Here is a 20,246-nt window from a genome sequence, read left to right on the forward strand (position 1 = left end):
ATCATGATCGGGCAGGCGAGGTGGACGTGGTTCGGGGTGGCGCCCACCTCGGCGGCCACCTCGGCGACGCGCGCTCGTTCGGAGGCTTTCAAGTGCATGCGGATGGCACCCGAAGCGATCTCCTCGTGCGAATAGACGCCCCGCAAGCGCTTGCGGACAGTGGGTGCGTCCACTGGCAGGACGATCAGTTCCCCCGAACGGAGCAAGCACTCATTTGGACCCGCTGGATCGTGCACGACCACCGGACCGAGTGCGGCAGAGGCGTGACCGACCAGCTCAGAGAGGCTGTTGACCTGCTTGGGCGCGTCCACATCGGACACCATCCCGCGCCGCGACACGGTCCACAGGGGACCGACGCGCGATGTCACTCGATCCGATGACGACACAGACGGTGTTCATGCCTGATCAGGGCAACACGGACAGCCGCACGAGACCGCCCTTCCGGGTGTTTCGGGCTGAGGTGGTTCGCAAAGTCACTCACCGGTGCTAGACATAGCTCTACGTCGACCTCCGACGGCGCTGTGTGCGTTGAGGGTGACCCGAAACGGTGGACGGGTGGTGATCCTGTGGCAGGTGGTGGAGCTGGCGCACTGCTGCTGCGGGCTGCTGCCCTCGGCGGGCTCACCGCCGCCGCCTGGCTGCTGAGCGGCACCACCGCGTCCGCCAGTCCCGAGGAACCCCCGGCCGTCGAGATAGCAGTCGAGACCGCTGCCGAAGTTCCGCAGTTGCTCGAGGACCCGGCCGGGTGGGCGGAGGCCTTCACCGCGTCGTTGGCCGAGAAGCAGCCGCCGGAGAAGTTCGTCCCGCCGCCGGTTCTGCCGCCGGTCCTGACGAAGCCGGAAGAAGAAGAGCCGCAGGAAGAGCCCGACGAGGGCCCGGTCCTCGACTTCACCGGCGGTTCGAGCAGCAACTCGCGCTCGGGCACCATCTCGAACGTGGCACCGCCCGAGGTCATCGAGGCCAAGGCCAAGGTCCGCGCTGCCAAGATCGCCGCGAGGCTCGCCGCCGAACTCCCGCCGCCGCCTCCTCCTCCGCCACCCGCACCGATCTCGGTGGCGAAGCAGGCCGTGCAGCTCCTGCCCGACCTTCCGGTGCCCGCTCCCGTGAAGGCGGAACCCGCGCCGGCGAACGACTACAACTGGTCGGCTCCCGGTCCGGACGCCCCGCTGCCCGCACCGCAGCAGGCCCCCGTGGTCACGACGGTCTCCACGTCGTCCGGCCACACCGACAACTCCGGCGGCACGCGCGGCGTGCTCGCCGTTCTGACGTCGCACAACTCGCTCTTCCCGCCCTCCACGTGGTCGGTCGAGGAGCGTCGCGACGGCACTGAGCCCGGCAGCATTCCGGGTCTGCCCAGCACGTCACCCGACTGAGTCCGACAGGACCAGTCTGCCCTCTGCGCGATTTGTGACCGTCTCGTGCCGTCGCGCCAGTAACTCCTTCTGTCATTTCCCGTTGTACGCAAGGAACCCCCAGTCTTCCTGACCTGCCAACCGCGCCCTGGCAGGTCGGGTCTGGTCCGAGTGCCGCGCTGCCCCCGCAGTCTCGGACCACACGGGAAACCTGCGGACGGGGAACGCCAATCCCTGGGACGTTCCCCTCCGCAGGCCTCTCGTTTGCAAGTTCGTCGGCCCGGTCTCCCCCGCTGCGGGAGACCGGGCCGACGTGTTTCACGCGACCGGCGTCGAGAGCTCGGCATCCGCCGGAAAGCCTGTACCTGCAACGGATGCAGCTACCACCCCCAAACGGCCTATCGCTTCCCGAAGCACTTCGGGTGACTGCGTGTACGGCACTCGGAGCATCTGCTCGCACCCTCCGTGCACGGCCCACCGGGGACCGGGCACGAGCCGCAGGCCGTGGTTCTGCGCCATCACGGCGATCCTGGTGCTGACCGGCGCGTCGAGGGTGCACCACAGGCCCAGTCCACCGGCCGGGACCTTGAAGCTCCACTGTGGACAATGTTGCGCCAGCGCCTCCACCGCGACGTCACGCTGCGCGGCGAACTCCAGGCGCCGTTGCCGCAGGACCGGGTCCGGATCCCGCAGCAGGTCGGTCAGCACCAGCTGCTCGAACACCGGCGTGCCCAGGTCGATCGCCGCCCGCGTGGACGTCAGGCGGTGCACGATCTCCGCCGACGCCCGGATCCACCCGACGCGCAGCCCGCCCCAGTGCGACTTGCTCGCGGACCCCAGCGTCACCACCAGGTCCCCGCCGAACGCCGCCATCGGCAACGGCATCGGTGCGTCGGTCAGCGACAGCTCGACCAGCGTCTCGTCGACGACGACCGGCGTGTGCGCCTTCCGCAGCACGGCGACGAGCTTCTCCCGTCCGGCGGAGGGGAGCAGTAGTCCGGTCGGGTTCTGGAAGTCGGGGATGAGGTAGGCCAGCCGGGGCCCGACCTGCCGCAACGCCGCCTCGTAGGCGTCGGCGTCCCAGCCGTCGTACGTCATCGGCACCGGTACAGGGATCGCCGACGCCGCCCGCACCGCCTCCAGCGCGTTGGGATAGGTCGGCTGCTCGACCAGGACCCGGTCGCCAGGCCCGGCGAACAGCCGCAGCGTCAGCGCCCACGCGTGCTGAGCTCCCGACGTGACCACGATCTGGTCTGCGGAGGTCGGCAGTCCTCTCGCGGTGTACCGATCGGCGATCACCTGGCGCAACGCGGGCAGCCCGCGCTCGTGGTAGCCGTGCGATCCCAGGTGCTCGGGCATCTGGTCCATCGCCGCGACCATGGCCTGCCGCAGTCCGGGATGTGCCGGCGGCGCACACCGGGTCAGGTCGATCAACGTGTCGTCGCCACCCGTGATGCCGCCGCCGGCACCGACGGGACCGTTGATCCACGACCCGGCGCCGCGCCGCGACTCCACGACCCCCTCGGTGCGCAGCTGGTCCAGCGCGGCGGTGATGGTGGTGCGGCTCACTGGCAGCGCGTCGGTGAGCTCGCGTTCGGACGGCAGCCGCGTTCCGACGGGCAGCCGTCCGTCCGCTACCAGCAGTTTCAGCGCCGCGGCGAGGTCGGTGGACCCCTGCCGGACACCGCTACGACGCCACTCACCCAGCAGTCGGGCGAGCCGGGCACCGGAAATACGTCCACCTGGCGGGAGCATGAAGCCAATTATCCCGAATTGGCTATGGATTACCAGGCCAATCGCAGCGCAACATGGCCACATGGCCTCCATGACCGCACTCCACCAGGTCTCCGTCCGGATCTCACCCGCCCGTCGCCTCCCTCAGCTCCTCGCGGGTCTGTGGCTCTACGGCGCGAGCATGGCGATGCAGATCCGCGCGACCCTCGGCCTGAACCCGTGGGACGTGCTGCACGAGGGCCTCACGAAGATGACCGGCCTGAGCTTCGGCCTGATCACCGCGATCACCGGCGTGCTCGTCCTGCTGGCGTGGATCCCGCTCAGGCAGAAGCCGGGCATCGGCACGATCGCGAACGTCGTGGTCATCGCCGTCAGCGTCGACGTGACGCTCTGGCTCCTGCCCGCACCGGAAGGACTCCTGCCCAGGATCGTGTTCCTGACACTGGGCATCGTCCTGAACGCCGTCGCGTTCGCCGCGTACGTCGGTTCCCGGCTCGGACCGGGCCCGCGCGACGGCCTGGTCACCGGGTTCTGCCGCCGCACGGGGATCTCCCTGCGGCTCACGCGGACCGTGCTCGAACTGATCGTGCTCGGCACCGGCTGGCTGCTCGGCGGCACGGTCGGCATCGGCACGGTCCTCTACGCGCTCGGCATCGGCCCGCTCGCGCAGCTGTTCCTGCCCGCGCTCACCTGGCGCGAGCGCTCGCGGCCCGCTTGCGAAGCTCCTCGTACGTGACCCCTCGTTCCGTCAGCACCTCGGCCACGATTCCCTTGCCCTGCAACAACGCCAGCAGGATGTGTTCCACACCGAGGTAGTTGTGGCCGAGGTCGCGCGACTCGCGCAACGAGTTCTCCAGTGCCTTCTTGAAGTCCTTTTCCAGCGGCATCCCGAACCACCGCCGGCGTGGACCCGGCCGCAGCACCCCGGTGCCCAGTGACTGCTCCGCCGACTCGATCACCGCGTCGACGTCGATCCCCAAGCCCCGCAACGCTTCCGAGTCGGCCTTGGTCAGCCCGCCCTTGCGCCGGTAGTCCCGGAACGCCGTCTCCAGCTCGTCGCGCGGCAGGTCGAACCCGGCCAGTGCCGGCGCGTCGAGCAACGCCAGGAGCAGGTGCTCCACGCCGACCTCGGCGGCGTGGACCTGTTCCGCCTCCCGCACCGCGGCCTTGACCGCCTCACGGGCTTCCCTGGTGAACCGTTCCGCGATCATCATCGACCCCCGTGCTTCTTGTGGACCGCCTGGCGGGACACCCCGAGTTCCGCCGCGATGTCCTGCCACGACCAGCCCTGCGCCCGCGCACTGCGGACCTGGGCGGCTTCCAAGTGTTCGAGCAGTCGCCGCAGCGCGGTGACGGCCCGCAACCCGACCTTCGGGTCGCGGTCCCCAGCCGCTGTGGCGAGATCCGTCGCTTCTGTCATGTTGTCAACGTACGTTGACAACCGGCATCCGTCAACCGAAGTTGACACGTACCGTGAGAGCGTGAAGATCGAGACCGCCGAGCAGGGGGCTCCGAGCCGAGTCACCGAAGATCGCATCCGGGTGCTGCCGAACGCCGTCCTCGTGCTCGACGGCGTGACCTCGCGAACCAGGCCACCGTCGCGCAACGGTGGTTGGTACGCCTCAAAGCTCGCCGACGAGCTGGCCCGGCTGCTCAACGACACCGATCCATTGACGGACCTGCTCGCCCAAGCCATCACGAACCTCGTGGCGGAACACGACCTCGTCCCCGGCGACTCGCCCTCCGCGACGGCGTCGATGGTCCGCTGGAACGACGACACGATCGACGCGCTCGTGCTGTGCGATACCCCGGTCGTCGCGTTCGGACAGTCCACCCGAGTGCTCGAGGACACGAGGCTCGAAGACCTCCGGCCCGATCCGGACATCCTCAGGTGGAAGAACGAACCGGGCGGCTACTGGGTCGCGGAGGCCGATCCCGTCGCGGGACACCAGGCCCTGACGGCGACCTGGCGTCGCGACGAGACCGAGAGTGTGATCGCTCTCACAGACGGCGTCTCCTGCGGAGTGTCCGAGTACGGACTTTTCGTCTGGGAGGACCTGGTGCATCTGCCACTCGGCGACGTGCTCGACCGAATCCGCGAAGCCGAACGCGGTGATTCGGAGCACCAGCGCTGGCCCCGCAACAAAACGCACGACGACCAGGCGATCGCGCGAATCAGCTTCAGCACATGACGAAAGAAGCCCCGCAGAAACTCTGCGGGGCTTCTTTCGAAGAAGGTATGGCCAGGGGCGGGGTCGAACCGCCGACCTACCGCTTTTCAGTTCTCAGGGTGTGTGTTCCGGGCCGTTCGTGCAGTTCACGCCACCAGGTCAGAGCCTGTTCCCATCCGCCCTGAACTGAACGGAACGAAGTGGAACTGAGACCCAAACTGAGCCCTCGTTCCACGCTTTCTACCTGCACAAAACGGCTGGAACGGTAGGGGGGTGAGCGGTGCCAGGGTCTCATCCACCACCGACCGGAGAAACACGGCTCTACGGCCAAATCAGGCCGCACTGTAGGGCCCTCTGCGACACGACCGGCGCCGACACGGCGAACAGAGTGACATCGCCCCTACCGTTCCAGCGTCTTTTTATCGGCACAGTGCCATTCAGGCTATCAAGATCAAAATCTCTCAAGGGCTATATACCTACTGGTCAGCGCCAGCCCTGACCGGACGGAGTAGAGGCTTTCGCCTGTCGCGCCGAGACAGGTCGGACAGCGGGTATCCCGCCTGTCTCACCCAAAACCCCAGTTCAGAGGCTTGATAGGACAGGTGGGACAGGTGGGACAGCGCCCTGGACCCGCTAGTCACCCAGAGGGGACGCGACAGCCCTCAGCCCAGAAGGTCCTTCCGGAACTTCCAACTGCGCGCAAGGATGCATGCGCCGGGTGACGCCATCGGCTCCGAGGTCAGCATCCGTCGTACGGTCTCCTCCGTGAACGGCACTCCCTCAGACACTGACGTCGACTCAATCGCAGTCACCAGCGCGCCCTCAGCATTGATCTGCACGGTGTCACCGAAAACGTCATCAAACACGTCATCGTCGATGACAACAACCGTGAGCAATGTGGCAGTCAACGTCAGCGTGTCGAGGCCAATCCCGAGACAGTACGCCGAAACACGCTCCTCTGCCCGAGCCTTTTCAAGAGACCTGTAGAGCGACCATTCCTCATAGTTAATCGGCTCCCCCTGACTGCCATCCCGCTCTGGCTCGCCTAGAACCTCCTCCGAGTACTCCCGAACCATATTGCGCCAGAGATCGAAATCGTTCTTTGTATCCCACGCTGCAACACTTGACGGCTGAAACTCACCTGCTGGAATGAGGCCATAGATTCCTGCGGCCGTCGCCACCTTCGCTGGATCCCGCCAATGAAGCAGGAAGGTTGCGCGACCCGTGTCGCGCTGCCGCCGAAGGGTGAGTGTCTCAATCGCAGGCATCACACCCCGCCGGTTCAGGTCGAACGGGTCGCCGATTAGTGCGCGAAGCGGCAATTTCGACCACTCTGGCACCTCGTCCGCCGGACCCTCACGCACCACTTCAGCTAGCTCGTGAGCCGCCGCTTCCGAAGCGTCCAACTTATCGAAGTACGTACCCAGGCCAAAGGTCAGCCGAGCGTCACCCGCTTTCAGGTTCGCATCTAGCAGCCGATAGCTTGCGCGGTTTTCAAACAACGATGGACGGTCGAGATATCGAATGGCTGAGGTGTAGCGCTCGAACCTACGACCAGGTGCACGCAGAGGCAAAACGCTTGCCGCTTCCGGCTCGCCTCCGGTTACCTCAATGGGGACCCGATCATCCACCCATCGCAATTCAACGTCTTCAAGCGGGATGGGCCTCTCAGGCATCCATTCGGGCTTCGCCATGAAAGTCACATCATCGCCAACGTGAAATTCAGGACTGTAGAGCTTCTTTGCTAGCTGCGCCAACTCGCCCCGATGACGATTCAGGAAGCGACGACCACGCTTCCAGTCATTTTGGCTCACCTCAACAGGGTCCACCGCATCCACAAGCGCGTCGGCGGAAGCAGGTGCAACAGGTTGCAATAGCTCCTGCGAGACACCAACGTGACTAGGCGGAATATTTAGCCGATTAGCAATGCGCAACAGAGTCTCAAGATCCCGCACCTGACGTTGTCCGTTTTCGATCTTCGAAACATAGGACTGATCGAGGTTTAGCAGCTTGGCTAGATCGCCCTGATTCAGACCGTTGGCCTGCCGGTACTCCTTCAACACTTCCGCCAAGAGGCCCGTGTTGAGGGCTACTTCGGACGTCGACCTAGACAGCCACTGCCCATCGGTTTCCATCTGCTCCCTGCCTCTTGTTAGTCGCCTGACCAGGGCTTATGCCAGACAGTCATTCCAAGCGCGCGGTAGGACAACCAGTCTTTAGACACCAGGTACCCACTGATCGGATGCTGATCCCATCACAGCCGGGACCTAGCGCAGGGGGATAGGCGACATCGTGTGCACTTCAGCTTCCAGCCCGTTCCACGGCATCGACGCGGGAGCGAAGTTCGGCTACTTCGGCTCGAAGTTCGCGGACCTGCTCCACAAGACTCTGGTCACTGATTTCCCCTGCATCGCTCTGACCATCGCGCACGGCAGCGAGGTAGTCACGGGGCCATCCCAACGCTTCCGATACGGCCGCCAATGTGCGCGGCTTTGCGTTGGGAGACTTGGCTTTCTGAAGCAGCCGAAGACCGGCGACACTCACGCCGGAACGCTCAGCAACCTGCACCTGCATCAGGCCGAGTTCGCTCATACGGGTGTTGATGGCGGCCGCAACCGCTTCCCAGTCCTTCTGCACAAGGCCTCCATTAGCGCTCTCACCAGCGATAACTCTAGCGGCTGACGCCGCGTTTCCACAGATCACCATCGCTCGTCACCCGTTTGGACGTAGACACAACGCGCACTGATAGCGCTATTGTTAGCGCCATCAAGCGCCACTACGAGAGGATCGGATTTCGATGAACGCCCCGACTTACGCCCCGGACGGCATCACCTCCGACGCTGTGACCAGGCTTCTCAGCAAGCTTTCGAAGGAGATTGCGTCGCCGCACGCTCCGACGTCGGCTCTGCTCGACGGTTCGGCGGTCGAGCGTCGGAACGCGCGGATGTTGGCTCGTGCCGCCGCGGGCGTCGTGCCGAAGTACGGCGTGACGCTGGCGCAGGCGGAGCAGGAGGCGACTGCGCCGGTGCGCAAGGCGTTGGTGGCAACGGTCCCGGCGCCGGTCTATGGCAAGCGCAAGAGCAACGGACGCCGCGCAGCCCGCAACGCGATTCGCGCGCAGGTCGTCGGCCGCGTCGCCCGGACGGAGGCAGCCTGATGGGCACCGCAGCGGTGACGTTCGCGGTAGTGCTGCCTGCTTTGCTGGTGGCGCACAACCTGGCCGATCACTGGGTCCAGACCGAGCACCAGGCCGCCTCGAAGAGCCAACGTGGAAAGGCCGGGCATCGCGCCTGTGCGGCGCATGTCGCCTCCTACACAGCGGTGACTGCAACGGTGGTGGCGGTGCTGTGGGTGGTGTTCGGCCTTTCCATCAGCCCGGTGGGGTTCGTTGTTGGGCAGCTGGTGTCCGCTCTCACCCATTACTGGGCTGACCGACGCTCCACGCTCGCGTGGTTGGCCGCCCTGACCGGCCATAAGCCGCTCTACGCACTGGGCGCGCCTCGCGCGGGCCGCGATGACAACCCCAGCTTGGGTACGGGCGCGTACGCGCTTGACCAGTCGTGGCACTGGTCGTGGTTGCTGGCGGCGGCGCTGCTAACGGCGGTGTTGTAGCGATGGGCGGCCGTCAGTACCCGTGGGTGCTCGCCACGGTGCCCTGGTCAGGCGCTCAGCAGTACACGCGCGGCATTCATGACGGCTTGCCGCTGCTCTCACACGGCTGTGCCCCGCGCGACGTGCTGGCCACCCGCCGGCAACTGCGGACGCTGGGCCTGCGACCGGGCGGGCAAGACCCGGTGGCGGTGCTCTACGGGCGGCACAACGCCTCCAAAGCCACGTGGTTCGCCAGCCTCTACCTCATCTCCCGCGCACTGCCGGTGCGGCCGATGACGCCCGCGAAATGGACCGCGCTGGCCAAAGCGAATCTCGCCCGCCGTATCTGCCGCACCTGCGGCAAAGACCCGCTGTACGTCCTGCCGACCAGCACCCGGCAGTGCTGGCCCTGCTTCGAGCTCACCCACACCGACACCGACGACATGACGGAGGCAGCATGACGAACACGAGCCGGGTCCGCCTGTACTCGTTCAGCTTCAAGCACCACCAGCCGCCGGCCGATGCCGACTTCGTCGTGGACACGCGGCGGTTCATGCCCACCCCGGCGGACCTCGACCAGGTGCTGACCGGTTTGGACGGTCGTGACCGTGAGGTCATCGACTACGTGCGGACCCAGTACCCGGTGGTCGAGGACGTGGTGACCTGGCTGGTCAACCTCGTCACCGACTTCGTCGACAAGCAGATCGACTGCACGATCGCGGTCGGGTGCAACCACGGCATCCACCGCTCCGTCGCGCTGGTCAGTCTCCTGCGGGCGGTGCTGCCCGCCTACGCGGTCGACGACGTCGACGCACGACACCTGCGGCTGGAGCCCTGGCACCTGCATCCCAAGCCAAAGGACGCCTGATGGCCAAGCTGCTGTTCGACCCGGGCTGTGTGTTCTGCCAGCGTGTGGTGGCCGGTGAGTACGACGACAGCGACCGCGACGCGGTGATCTTCTCGCCACGTCACCCGGTCACGCCGGGACACATGCTGATCGTGCCCCGCCTGCACGTCACCGACGCCGCCGACGACCCCGACATCACCGCGGCGGCGATGCGCCTCGCGGCCGTGTACGCGGTCCGGTCCGGAGCGGACTTCAACCTCATCACCAGCCGCGGCACGCTCGCCACGCAGACGGTGTTCCACCTGCACATCCACTTCGTACCCCGGCACGAGAACGACGGTCTAACGCTGCCCTGGACCGGACAGAAGAAGCCCGGCACACCGCACTCCTAGCTTCGCCCGGACCGGCGGGACCCCCGCCAAGAAGTCACCGCCGGTCCGGGTTCCTACAGACCCACCATCCGATCTTGCAACCGGAAAGGGGCACCACAGTGTCCACCACGATCACCGCCCCGTCTGCGGGCACCGAACCCACCATCTGCGAACTGCTGGCCACCTGGCACGAGGCCAACCCGCCGATGGGCGCCCCAGACCTGGAGGTCGCCGCCTGGTTCGAACAGGGTGTGCGCCTGCTCAAGCCGATCACCAGCGACCCGGCGCACCCGCAGCACATCACCGCGTGCGAGATGGCCGCCGAGTACTCCCACGACGCCCTGGCCATGCACGAGTCCGCCCGTTCGAAGGGAGCGACGCGGTGACCGACGAGTCGACGTTCCTCCTCCTGCTGCTGGCTTCCGGCGTCGCGTTCATGTTCGCGGTGCTGCTGTGGAAGCTGCTGATCACCACGGTCGGCATCGCCACCACCCAATGGGCCGTGGTCACCGGCCTACCGGACCACCCGGCGCTGCACGCGATCACGTTCGCGGTCCCAGCGCTGCTGGCCGCGTTCACCCTCCTGTACCTGCCTCGCATCGCCGCCCGTGGTGCTGCCCGCCCCACCGTCCGTTCGACCCGCGTCCTCCTGAAGGGAGCCCACCGATGACCAGCGCCTACCCGACCAGCCTCGACCAGCTCACCGACCGCGTGCGCAGCATGGCCATCGACCTCGGGGCTTGGCCGTCACTACGGCAGATCAGGCAGCAGTGCAACGTGGGCCACCCCAAGGCCGCAGGCGCCCTGGCCGCCCTGAAGTCCTCCGGCTTCGACCCCGCCGACCCGAACGGCGAGACCACGCCGGTTCCGGCCACGCCCCGTCGGTTGCAGGTCGTCTCCACTAAGGACACGCCCGACACCGGCAACCACCAGGCGGACACCGACCGGTCCCCCGTAACGTCCACAAGCGACTCCATCCCCGCCGCGAGCGAGGCTGTCAACGAGGTCACCCCCGTTGCAGAACCGCTAACGACCACGGAGACCACGCCCGATGTCACGTCCCCTCGTGACGCAAGCGTCCAGGACGCATCTGTCACGGCCGCGCCAGCGACGTCGGGCCGGTGGCGCAATGTGCCGCTGTACTTGATTGCGCTGGGTGCGTTCGTGGCCATCTGGGGTGGCTGGGTGGGCCTGGGTGAACTCACCGGTTTTGGCCCGGTCGCGCCGCTGCCCGGTATCGCCGACAACTGGACCATCAACACGGCGATCACGCTGCCGCTGGGCATGGAGGCTTACGCCGCGTTCGCCATGCGGGTCTGGCTCGACCACACCAAGCCCGCACGGGCACGGCGGTTCGCGATGTGGTCCACGTTCGCCGCGCTGCTGCTGGGCATGAGCGGTCAGGTGGCCTACCACCTGATGAAGGCCGCCGGGATGACCGCTGCGCCGTGGCAGATCACCACGTTCGTGTCCTGCCTGCCCGTGCTGGTTCTCGGTGGCGCGGCTGCTCTGGTCCACCTGTCCCACGACACGTCTGAGGTGCAGCGATGACTGTCACGTCCCCGACCGGCGCGACCGGTCCCGACGACCAGCCGGACGCGACGGTCTACGACCTGCATACCCGCCGCGCACCCGGCACCGCCGACCAGCCCGCCGGCGGTGGGATCGAGCCCAAGGTGTTCGAGGGCGAGATCGTGTCCGAGCAGGACAGTGCCGCGCTCGATCAGCGCCTTGCCTCTCAGCGGGCGATCGCGGTGAGCAAGGCCGTGGTGCGCGTGGTGCGGACCGGGGCCACGCACGAGCGGACCCGTAGCGCCGGACGCGCGGTCGTGCGCACCGCCGGGTACGCCGTGGCCGGGTCGCGCATCCGCCGTGCGGAGCGTCGTGCGCGGCGCAAGCACACCGAACTGGAACAGGCCATCACCACGTTGCGCGTCAACGGCAAGAGCGCCGACGACTTCCGTGTCCTGCGTGAGCTGGAGGACACGCTCGAACGCCGGCGCAACGGTGCCGCCGAACGTGCCCGTGTGCGGCGTATCGAGATCCTGCGGTGGTCCGGCGGTGTCGTGGTCGTGCTCGCGTCCGGCCACGTGCTGCTGCTGGGCTACGCCGCGGTGCAGGCCGTGGTGGGTGCGGGGTCGCTGACCGACCGGTGGCACGACGTCACCGGCTTCTGGTCCACCGTGGTGGACGTGTCCCCGGCAGGTAGCTACTGGCCGGCGTGGGCCGCTGCCGGTGCGCTGGTGTGGGCGGCACGGGTGATCCCAGTCGGTCGCGAGCGGGGCACGCTGCCGATGTGGGCCGTGGACGCCGACGCCGTGCCCGCGGACGGGCGCAACATCATCCCGGACGAGTCCGCCGTGCTGACCGCGATGCGGCACCTGTCCGGCCTGCCTGCGCTCAAGGAAGCGTTCAAGAAGGGCTGGGGCCACAGCATCGCCCCGACGTGGGTGCAGGTCCCGCAGCGCGACGGCAAGGGCTGGCGGATGCAGCTCGTGCTGCCGCTCGGGGTGCCGGTGGAGGAGATCGTCAAACGCAAGACCGTGTTCGCGCACAACCTCGTGCGCCTGCCGGTCGAGGTGTGGCCGTCCGAACCCAAGGGACAGCCCGGCGTGCTGGACCTGTGGGTGGCCGACCCTGGCGCTCTGTCGGGGCCGGTCGACCCGTGGCCGTTGCTGGAGGGCGACGGGCCTGCGGATTACTTCACCGGTATCCCGGTCGGGATCAACATCCGTGGTGAAGTCGTTGTGGCGCAACTGTTTCAGAAGAACTACGTTGCCGCCGGCGAGATGGGCTCGGGTAAGTCGAGCATGTACATCACGCTCGTATCCGGGGCGATCCTGGACCCGCTGGTCGAGGTGGACGTGTTCGTGCTCGCGGAGAACGCCGACTACGACCCGATGAAGCCGCGGCTGCGGACCCTGCGCACCGGGGCCGACGACGACACGGTCAAGGCTTGCCTGGACACCCTCCACGCCCTGTACGCGGACCTGGACGTCCGGGGCAAGGCGCTCAAGGAACACGGTGCGCGGGCGGTGTCGCGCAAGCTCGCGGAGAAGGACGTCCGTCTGCGTCCACGGGTGATCGTGATCGATGAGTGTCAGGCGCTGTTCATGCACAAGGAGTACGGGGAGGAAGCGGCTGACGTGGTCGCCAAGCTCGTGTTCGCCGCGCGCAAGTACGCGATCACGGTCATGTTCGCCACGCCGGAGGCCTCTACGGCGTCGCTGCCGCGCAAGGTCACCGCGGTGACCTCGTGCAAGGCCTGTTTCGCCATCGGTGACCAGCAGTCCAACGACGCTGTGCTGGGTACCGGCTCGTACAAGGCGGGGATCTCCGCGGTCAGCCTGGAGGCCGCGACCTCCGAAGGCCCCGGTGACGTGGGTACGGCGATGGTGCGCGGCATCATGGCCAAGCCCGGTCTGCTGCGCAGCTTCTATCTGACCAGCGACGAGGTTGCCGAGGTCACCGACCGCGCGATGCACCTGCGTGCCGGTCACGTCCCCCCGGCGACCAGCGACGACGAGGAAGAGTCGTCCGAAGTGGACTTCCTGCTCGACCTCGTCCGCGTGCTGGGCGATGAGCAGAAGATCCGCACGGCCGTCGCGTTGCGGGCCCTGATCGACCTCAACACCGGTCACTACGGCGACTGGACCAGCAAGACCTTCGCCGCAGCGCTGCGTGAGGCCCAGGTCCCGATCCGCAAGAGCGACGGAGACAGCCTCGTGCGGGCCGACGACGTCACCGAAGCAATCACTCTGCGTGAGATCGAGCAGAGTGCCGAAGACGAGGCCGGAGAGGCTTAGAGCCACACTCCGCACCCCACAACCGGCCAGGGAAGCGGTCAGGGAACCGCCAGTGCCGCAGGGATTTTCCCCTGACCGCCTCCCTGGCCCAGTTCCCTACTCTCACCAGCGACAACAACCACCAGGGAAGATCCACAACTAGGTCCGCTTGACCAGCGAAAACCCCCGAAAACGGGGCCTCGCATCCCTGTCGAGCGCCTCCCTGAATCCCACTCACCGCAGCGACACCGCACGTTGCCGCGTTGACCACGCACACCCACAGACCGTCACTAAGGGTAATCGAATCGGAGACCGCGTCATGAACGACAACACGATGCACATCGAGAAGTCGCGCTCCATCTGGAACGGCAGGTCCACCACCTTCTGCGGGCTGACGATCCCCAAGCCGGAAAAGGTCTGGTTCCCCAGCCTGTCCGGCCGCCCCACCTGCGCCGCGTGCGTGGCCAACGGCGGCAAGTGACATGACCACCATCCACATGCGACTTATCGCAACCCGCGCCTTGAACGCGAAACCCCTGCACACCAAGGGGACGTGACATGTGCAGAGCAGGCGGACGCCGCTGCAAAGGCGGGACCGGCAAAGCCACCCAGGCCACCCGCAAGCAGCGCTCCCGCGCCAAGCAGTCCCTCCGCGATGCCAAGGCCAGCGGCGACCAGGACGCCATCCGCACCGCCACCGAACGACTCGATGCGGCCAACGAAGCCCACAAGGCCGCCAAGGAGAACGCCATGCGTGAGCACGACAACCACGACGCCGCAGATCACGGCGGGGACGTGATCGCCCCCAAGCCCGGTCCGGTCGCCGGCGTCATGTCGGACAAGCCGCTACTGGACAACACCTGGGGTGCACCGCTCGACAAGAGCCCGGTGCACTACCACGACGACGGCCCGATCGGGACTGCGGTCAAGTACATGGGACCCGACGCCCGCATGGACGTGGACGGCGAACCGCTGGCCAACGTCGTGGGCCGCATGGCGACCGATGTCGTGCGCCGCAAGACCACGGCGCAGCAGGGCGTGAACGACCTCAAGGAGCTGCGCGACCGGCTCCCCGAGGACAGCCGCGCCAAGCAGTGCCTCTCCACCGCGATTCGCAACATGGACGGCCCGGACACGCCCGTCCCGCAGATGCCGCCCGGCACGCCGGAGTCGCTGCGGGAGCTGGTCGGCAAGCTGCACGCCGTCCCGATCGTCCGCCAGGAGCCCGAACGGGAGATGCAGCCTCTGCTCAAGCTCTGCGAGCGCGCCGCAGCCGGGGACGCCAACTACCTGGACGTGGAGGTCAAGCGGCTCCGCAACAAGCGCCACGAAAGCCTGGGCGACTGCGGCAAGTTCGAGATCCAGGACGCCGTGGACGACGCGGTGAAGGCTCTGCGCGAGGAAGAACGCAAGTAGTTCAGTCCGTCCCAGGTCACGCCGGGGACGTGACCGTCTCCCGGCTTTCACTCTCGCCCAAGGAGTCCATCGTGGACGACAGGTTGCTGAACGCTGCCCTTGAGGCGGCCCAACAGTACGGACCGGTCTTCCCGCTCGTTCCCAACGCCAAGGCACCCGCGGTCAAGGACTGGGAACAGCGCGCCACCACCGACCTCGACCGCATCCGGCGTTGCTGGTCCACCGGGCCGTACAACATCGGCTTGGCCACTGGTCGCGCCGGCCGGGTCGTGGTCGACCTCGACACCGCCAAGCCGGACGAGATCCCGCCTGCTGGCCTGGAAGGTGTGCGGCACGGAGCCGAGGTGCTCGCGATGCTCGCCCAAGACCACGGGGCCGACGTCCCCACCACTCGCACCGTCTTCACGCCCTCCGATGGGCGGCACCTGTACTTCAAGGCGGGGGGACGTGACTACCGCAACACCGCCGGACGGCTCGGATGGCACATCGACACCCGTGCACACGGCGGCTACGTCGTGGCGCCCGGCTCGATCGTCAACGGCCGCCGCTACGAACTCGCTGACAGTACGGCGGAGGTCGAGTTGCCGGAGTGGCTTGCCGTCCTTCTCACGCCCACGCCGCCGCAGCCGCCAAAACCGCCCGTCAGGCTCGCGTGCACCGACAAGCGGGGCAGGTATCTCGCCGCGGCCATCGCCGCTGAGGTCGCCCGCGTGGACGGGGCACCACGAGGTCAGCGCAACGAGGCGCTGTACATGGCCGCGCAGAACCTCGGGCAGCTCGTAGCCGGCGGGGAGCTGACGGAGCAGGAAGTCAGGGACGCACTCATGCATGCCGCTGCCAGCTACATCGCCGTCAACTCGATGCGCATCCACAAAGCCGCAGGCTCCATCACCTCCGGGCTGAAGGCTGGCGCCCGACGTCCCCGGAAGGTGGCCGCGTGAACGTCCGCATCGGTGGCCTGTTCGAGGGCTATGGAGGTCTGACGATGGCTGCCCAGGCTGTACTGAACGGCTCTCTCGCCTGGTACAGCGAGGTCGATCCCGGGGCATGTCAGGTGCTCGCTCATCGCCACCCCGCCATCTCGAACCTGGGGGACGTGACCGCCATCGATTGGGCCGCAGTGCCTCCCGTCGATGTGCTCGACGCCGGGTTCCCTTGCCAGGACATCAGCGACGCCGGACGGCGTGCCGGAATCACAGGAGAACGCAGTGGACTCTGGACCCACGTCACCGACGCCGTTCGCGTACTTCGACCCCAGCTCGTCATCCTGGAGAACGTCGCAGCCCTCCTTGTTCGAGGACTTGGCCGAGTCGCCGCCGACTTGGCCGAAGTCGGGTATGACCTGCGATGGACATGCGTACGCGCTTCCGACGTTGGTGCGCCCCACCGCAGGGAACGATGGTTTGGCTACGCCACACCTGCCGACGCCCACAACCTCGGACGCGAACGGCATTGGGGCACTGGACCTGCGGACCACGGTGTCTTTGCTGCCAACGCCTACTGCCCGCGACCACAAAGGACCGAATCAGCGGGGGGACGTGACGTGCCTGCACGGCGCGTTGGTTCAGACTTCGAGTGGGGCCAGTTCGCACCCGCAATCCGCCGTTGGGAAGCCATCCTCGGACGCTCAGCACCTGACCCCACCGAACCGGGACGCCGCAACAACCGAGTCCTGAGCCCACAGTTCGTTGAGTGGCTGATGGGCCTTCCACCGGGATGGGTCACCGAAGTACCCGGGCTATCACGCAGACAGCAGCTGCGGCTGCTGGGCAACGGTGTTGTCCCCCAGCAAGGAGCAGCCGCCATCGAAGCCCTGCACATCCGCCGCAATCGCACTGGAAGGTGGGCCGCATGAGCCACCGCATCCTCGTCACCGGCAGCCGGAACTGGACCAGCGTAAGCAGCATGCGGCGCATGCTCGCCGTGGCCCGCGCGTGCTACCCGGACGCCGTGCTCGTGCACGGAGCCTGCCGTGGCGCCGACCTCATGGCCGCAGGCATCTGGACCGGCTGGGGCCTACCGACCGAAGCACACCCCGCTGACTGGGACCGCCACGGCAAGGCAGCCGGCCCCATCCGCAACCAGCACATGATCCGTCTCGGAGCGGACGCGTGCGTGGCCTTCCTGCGCCCCGAGTCCAAGGGTGCGCGTCACTGCGCCGACGCCGCCGAACGCGCCGGAATCGCGACGTACCGCGTGAACCACAAGGGGACGTGACATGAGCACCGCACACACCGATGCGTTCGATCTCACCAGGACGGGATGGACCGCTGACAAGCTCATGGCGGCAGAGTTTGACGACCCGAGGTGGGCAGTGCCCGGTGTGCTCTGCGAGGGCGTCACCGTGCTGGCTGGACCGCCCAAGGTCGGCAAGTCCTGGCTGTCGCTCGGACTCGGACTCGACATCGCCGCCGGACGACCCGCGTTCGGCTCCATCGAGATCGACCCCGGCCCGGTGCTGTACCTCGCGCTGGAAGACACCGCCCGCCGGTTGAAGAGCCGCATGGGCAAGGTCCTTGCCGGCGACGACGCACCTTCACGACTCACGCTCGCCACCGACTGCCCGCCCCTGCCCCAAGGCGGAGACACCGCCATCGCCACGTGGCTCGATCGCAACCGCTCCGCTCGGCTCGTGGTCATCGACGTGTTCGCCAAGCTGCGCGGCTCGGCACCAGCGGGCGTCCAGCAGTACGACGCGGACTACGCCGCCGTAGGCCGTATCAAGAAGGTCGCCGACCACTACGGCATCGCCGTTGTGCTCGTGCACCACGTCCGCAAAGCCGTTCACGAGGACTTCCTCGCCACCGTGTCCGGCACCAACGGCATCACCGGCGCCGCCGATGCGGTGCTCGTGCTCGAACGCGCCCGCAACAACGCTGACGGCGTCCTGCACGTCACCGGCCGCGACGTCGAAGAAGCCGACTACGCCCTGTCCTTCGACCCCAGCCGCGGCGCCTGGTCCATGCTCGACGGCCCCGCCATCGACCACACCATCGGCGACACCCGCTCGACCATCCTCCGCTACCTCCGCGAGAACCCCGGGAAGACGCCCAAGGAGGTCGCCGACGCCACCCAGCTCAGCGCGGACAACGTGCGCCGCACCTGCGCCCGCATGCACGAGGCCGAGCAGCTCACCAAGAACGCCAGTGGCCAGTACTACGCGCCGATGTTCTGAGCCCAGGTGGGACAGCAGCCAACCACACGGAGCTGTCCCACCTGTCCCACCTGTCCGACCGCACCACCTGACCAGCACAAACCGGGTGGGACAGGCGCTCAAAGCCTGTCCCTCCTGTCCGGCACCACCGGAAGGACCTAGTCATGGCTTGGGAAAGGCAAACCTTGCGCGCCGCCGAAATCCAGGCGCTTCTCGGCCGGCTTGCTGAACTGCTGACGACGTCTCCGGACGTGGACCCTCCGGAGGTACCGGCACAGCGCGCTGTGCCCGAACCGAAGTTGCTCACGGTCGAGGAAGCCGCCAAGCGTCTCGGTGTCAGCCGCACGCGGATGTACGCGCTGATCGGTTCAGGCGAAGTCGAGTCCGTCCAAATCGGACGACTGCGCCGCGTCCACGTGGACCAGGTCGACGCCTACGCCACGCATCTCGTCCGTATCCAGAACGCCGCCTGATTCGAACGCAGGAGATCTAAATGCCGCGCAAACCGCGCAAAGAAGGGACACGCGCACCCAACGGTGCGTCCAGCATCTACTACAGCGAGTCTGACGGCTACTGGCACGGTCGCGTCACGATGGGCACGCTCGACAACGGCAAGCCGGACCGCCGGCACGTCAAAAGGAAGTCAGAGAGCGCTGTAATCGACCGCGTTCGGGAACTCGAAAACGAGCGGGAAAGCGGCAACATCCGCAGGCCTGGTGAGCGTTGGCGGGTTGAAGCCTGGCTACTTCACTGGTTGGAGAACATCGCAAAGCCGTCTCTCAAGTACAAGGCGTTCAAGGCCTACGAGTCGGCCGTGCGCTACCACCTCATTCCCGCTCTTGGCGGTCAGTGGATGGATGCTGTCGAGCCTGATCACTTTGAGCGCCTGTACGCGCGGATCATCGCGAACGGCAGGAAGGCGGCCACGGCTCACCAGGTCCACAGAACGGCTCGACGGGCGTGGGGACAGGCTGACCGGCGTGGCGGGATCATCAAACGGAACGCTGCTGCTTTGGCGACGCCTCCCCGTGTGGAAGAGGAGGAAGTCGAGCCGTTCGAGGTGGACGAGGTCCAGCTACTCATCAAGACGTGCCTCAAGCGGCGCAACGGTGTGCGGTTCATCATCGCGCTCGTGCACGGCACGCGGCAGGGCGAGACGATCGGTCTTAAGTGGACACGGTTGGACCGCAAAGCGAAGGCTCTTCGGATCAGAAAGGCGCTTCAGCGGCAAACGTGGAAGCACGGATGCGAGAACCCCACTGAGTGCGGCGCGAAGTACCACAAGTTCTTGCCCTGTAAGGAAACCTGTAAGCGTCACAGCCGGAAGCCCTGCCCGCCTCCCTGCCCACCCGACTGCAAGAGCCACGCTCGGTGGTGCCCGAAGCGCCACGGCGGCGGCCTGGTGGAGGTCGACGTGAAGTCGAGCGCCGGACGACGTGGTGTCGCGCTGGTCGATCAGGTCTTCAGCATGGTGTTGGAGCACGAGAAGGTGCAGCAAGCCGAGCGTGAAGCAGCCGGCGACCTGTGGCACGACGAAGGATGGATGTTCGCGCAGCCGAACGGCAAGCCCATTGACCCGCGAGCAGACCTTGAAGAGTGGAAGGAGGTACTGAAAGAGGCAGGAATCCGAGAAGCTCGCTTGCATGACGCGCGTCACACGGCAGCAACGGTGCTTCTCGTCCTCGGGGTTCCAGAACGGATCGTGATGGACCTCATGGGCTGGTCCAACTCATCGATGGCCAAGCGGTACCAGCACATCTCAGCAGGGCTGCGGAGGACGGTCGCCGATCAGCTTGGCGGACTGCTCTGGGGCAACAACTGAGAC

The 20,246-nt window shown here is 66.9% G+C and carries 25 protein-coding genes; 20 read left to right on the plus strand and 5 right to left on the minus strand.

The window, feature by feature from the left end:
• The first annotated feature begins 566 nt into the window (after window positions 1-566).
• Complete coding sequence (locus LX88_RS02950) at window positions 567-1,373, plus strand: hypothetical protein (RefSeq protein ID WP_258946314.1); 807 nt, start codon at window positions 567-569, stop codon at window positions 1,371-1,373.
• 297 nt (window positions 1,374-1,670) lie between these two features.
• Here the strand turns inward: LX88_RS02950 and yczR are convergent, their stop codons facing one another.
• Complete coding sequence (yczR, locus tag LX88_RS02955; protein ID WP_258946315.1) at window positions 1,671-3,107, minus strand: MocR-like transcription factor YczR; 1,437 nt, start codon at window positions 3,105-3,107, stop codon at window positions 1,671-1,673.
• Window positions 3,108-3,168: 61 nt separating this feature from the next.
• Here yczR and yczE point away from each other — a divergent pair, with 61 nt between their 5' ends.
• Complete coding sequence (gene yczE, locus LX88_RS02960) at window positions 3,169-3,822, plus strand: membrane protein YczE (RefSeq protein WP_258946316.1); 654 nt, start codon at window positions 3,169-3,171, stop codon at window positions 3,820-3,822.
• Here the strand turns inward: yczE and LX88_RS43480 are convergent.
• Window positions 3,773-4,300 carry a Clp protease N-terminal domain-containing protein gene (locus LX88_RS43480; RefSeq protein WP_307789472.1) on the minus strand — a complete coding sequence of 176 codons (528 nt, stop codon included), beginning with the start codon at window positions 4,298-4,300 and terminating at the stop codon, window positions 3,773-3,775. The two genes, yczE and LX88_RS43480, sit on opposite strands and share 50 nt — an antisense overlap.
• Complete coding sequence (locus tag LX88_RS02975) at window positions 4,297-4,506, minus strand: helix-turn-helix domain-containing protein (RefSeq protein ID WP_086665473.1); 210 nt, start codon at window positions 4,504-4,506, stop codon at window positions 4,297-4,299. Before LX88_RS02975 ends, LX88_RS43480 begins: the two co-directional genes overlap by 4 nt.
• Before the next feature lie 61 nt (window positions 4,507-4,567).
• Between LX88_RS02975 and LX88_RS02980 the strand changes: the two genes are divergently transcribed.
• Window positions 4,568-5,278, plus strand: coding sequence for a protein phosphatase 2C domain-containing protein (locus LX88_RS02980; RefSeq protein WP_258946317.1), 711 nt, complete (start codon window positions 4,568-4,570; stop codon window positions 5,276-5,278).
• A gap of 641 nt (window positions 5,279-5,919) precedes the next feature.
• Here the strand turns inward: LX88_RS02980 and LX88_RS02985 are convergent.
• Window positions 5,920-7,392 carry a helix-turn-helix domain-containing protein gene (locus LX88_RS02985; RefSeq protein ID WP_258946318.1) on the minus strand — a complete coding sequence of 491 codons (1,473 nt, stop codon included), beginning with the start codon at window positions 7,390-7,392 and terminating at the stop codon, window positions 5,920-5,922.
• 166 nt (window positions 7,393-7,558) lie between these two features.
• A complete protein-coding gene (locus tag LX88_RS02990; RefSeq protein ID WP_258946319.1) occupies window positions 7,559-7,894 on the minus strand; it encodes a helix-turn-helix domain-containing protein in 336 nt (111 codons plus the stop codon).
• A gap of 160 nt (window positions 7,895-8,054) precedes the next feature.
• On the opposite strand from LX88_RS02990, the gene LX88_RS02995 reads away from it, so the two are divergent.
• The 17 genes from LX88_RS02995 (at window position 8,055) to LX88_RS03075 (ending at window position 20,243) form a co-directional block, all read left to right on the plus strand.
• Entirely contained in the window at window positions 8,055-8,414 is a 360-nt protein-coding gene (locus LX88_RS02995; protein ID WP_258946320.1) for a hypothetical protein, read from the plus strand.
• Window positions 8,414-8,869: a DUF3307 domain-containing protein gene (locus LX88_RS03000; protein WP_258946321.1), complete on the plus strand. Its 456-nt coding sequence runs from the start codon at window positions 8,414-8,416 to the stop codon at window positions 8,867-8,869. The genes LX88_RS02995 and LX88_RS03000 overlap by 1 nt, the downstream gene beginning before the upstream one ends.
• 2 nt (window positions 8,870-8,871) lie before the next feature.
• Complete coding sequence (locus LX88_RS03005) at window positions 8,872-9,309, plus strand: RRQRL motif-containing zinc-binding protein (protein WP_258946322.1); 438 nt, start codon at window positions 8,872-8,874, stop codon at window positions 9,307-9,309.
• Window positions 9,306-9,716, plus strand: a complete 411-nt coding sequence (locus LX88_RS03010; protein ID WP_258946323.1) for a RapZ C-terminal domain-containing protein — start codon at window positions 9,306-9,308, stop codon at window positions 9,714-9,716. The genes LX88_RS03005 and LX88_RS03010 overlap by 4 nt, the downstream gene beginning before the upstream one ends.
• The gene (locus LX88_RS03015; protein ID WP_258946324.1) at window positions 9,716-10,087 is read left to right on the plus strand and encodes an HIT family protein; all 372 of its coding nucleotides are present in this window, start codon (window positions 9,716-9,718) and stop codon (window positions 10,085-10,087) included. The genes LX88_RS03010 and LX88_RS03015 overlap by 1 nt, the downstream gene beginning before the upstream one ends.
• Window positions 10,088-10,185: 98 nt before the next feature.
• Window positions 10,186-10,452 carry a hypothetical protein gene (locus LX88_RS03020; RefSeq protein ID WP_258946325.1) on the plus strand — a complete coding sequence of 89 codons (267 nt, stop codon included), beginning with the start codon at window positions 10,186-10,188 and terminating at the stop codon, window positions 10,450-10,452.
• The gene (locus tag LX88_RS03025) at window positions 10,449-10,736 is read left to right on the plus strand and encodes a hypothetical protein (protein ID WP_258946326.1); all 288 of its coding nucleotides are present in this window, start codon (window positions 10,449-10,451) and stop codon (window positions 10,734-10,736) included. Before LX88_RS03020 ends, LX88_RS03025 begins: the two co-directional genes overlap by 4 nt.
• A complete protein-coding gene (locus LX88_RS03030) occupies window positions 10,733-11,617 on the plus strand; it encodes an ABC transporter permease (protein ID WP_258946327.1) in 885 nt (294 codons plus the stop codon). Before LX88_RS03025 ends, LX88_RS03030 begins: the two co-directional genes overlap by 4 nt.
• Complete coding sequence (locus LX88_RS03035; protein ID WP_258946328.1) at window positions 11,614-13,872, plus strand: hypothetical protein; 2,259 nt, start codon at window positions 11,614-11,616, stop codon at window positions 13,870-13,872. Before LX88_RS03030 ends, LX88_RS03035 begins: the two co-directional genes overlap by 4 nt.
• 298 nt (window positions 13,873-14,170) lie before the next feature.
• Window positions 14,171-14,332, plus strand: coding sequence for a hypothetical protein (locus LX88_RS03040; protein WP_258946329.1), 162 nt, complete (start codon window positions 14,171-14,173; stop codon window positions 14,330-14,332).
• A 77-nt stretch (window positions 14,333-14,409) separates the two neighbouring features.
• Window positions 14,410-15,267, plus strand: a complete 858-nt coding sequence (locus LX88_RS03045; protein WP_258946330.1) for a hypothetical protein — start codon at window positions 14,410-14,412, stop codon at window positions 15,265-15,267.
• Between the two features lie 71 nt (window positions 15,268-15,338).
• On the plus strand, window positions 15,339-16,208 hold the full coding sequence (locus LX88_RS03050; RefSeq protein WP_258946331.1) for a bifunctional DNA primase/polymerase: 870 nt from the start codon (window positions 15,339-15,341) through the stop codon (window positions 16,206-16,208).
• A complete protein-coding gene (locus LX88_RS03055; protein WP_258946332.1) occupies window positions 16,205-17,122 on the plus strand; it encodes a DNA cytosine methyltransferase in 918 nt (305 codons plus the stop codon). The genes LX88_RS03050 and LX88_RS03055 overlap by 4 nt, the downstream gene beginning before the upstream one ends.
• Complete coding sequence (locus LX88_RS03060) at window positions 17,119-17,484, plus strand: DUF2493 domain-containing protein (RefSeq protein WP_258946333.1); 366 nt, start codon at window positions 17,119-17,121, stop codon at window positions 17,482-17,484. The genes LX88_RS03055 and LX88_RS03060 overlap by 4 nt, the downstream gene beginning before the upstream one ends.
• A 1-nt stretch (window position 17,485) precedes the next feature.
• Entirely contained in the window at window positions 17,486-18,442 is a 957-nt protein-coding gene (locus LX88_RS03065; protein ID WP_258946334.1) for an AAA family ATPase, read from the plus strand.
• A gap of 143 nt (window positions 18,443-18,585) precedes the next feature.
• On the plus strand, window positions 18,586-18,894 hold the full coding sequence (locus LX88_RS03070) for an excisionase family DNA-binding protein (protein WP_258946335.1): 309 nt from the start codon (window positions 18,586-18,588) through the stop codon (window positions 18,892-18,894).
• Between the two features lie 20 nt (window positions 18,895-18,914).
• The gene (locus tag LX88_RS03075; protein ID WP_258946336.1) at window positions 18,915-20,243 is read left to right on the plus strand and encodes a tyrosine-type recombinase/integrase; all 1,329 of its coding nucleotides are present in this window, start codon (window positions 18,915-18,917) and stop codon (window positions 20,241-20,243) included.
• Window positions 20,244-20,246 lie beyond the last annotated feature (3 nt).

This window comes from Lentzea californiensis, from assembly GCF_024648825.1.
GTDB classification, from domain to species: domain Bacteria; phylum Actinomycetota; class Actinomycetes; order Mycobacteriales; family Pseudonocardiaceae; genus Lentzea; species Lentzea californiensis.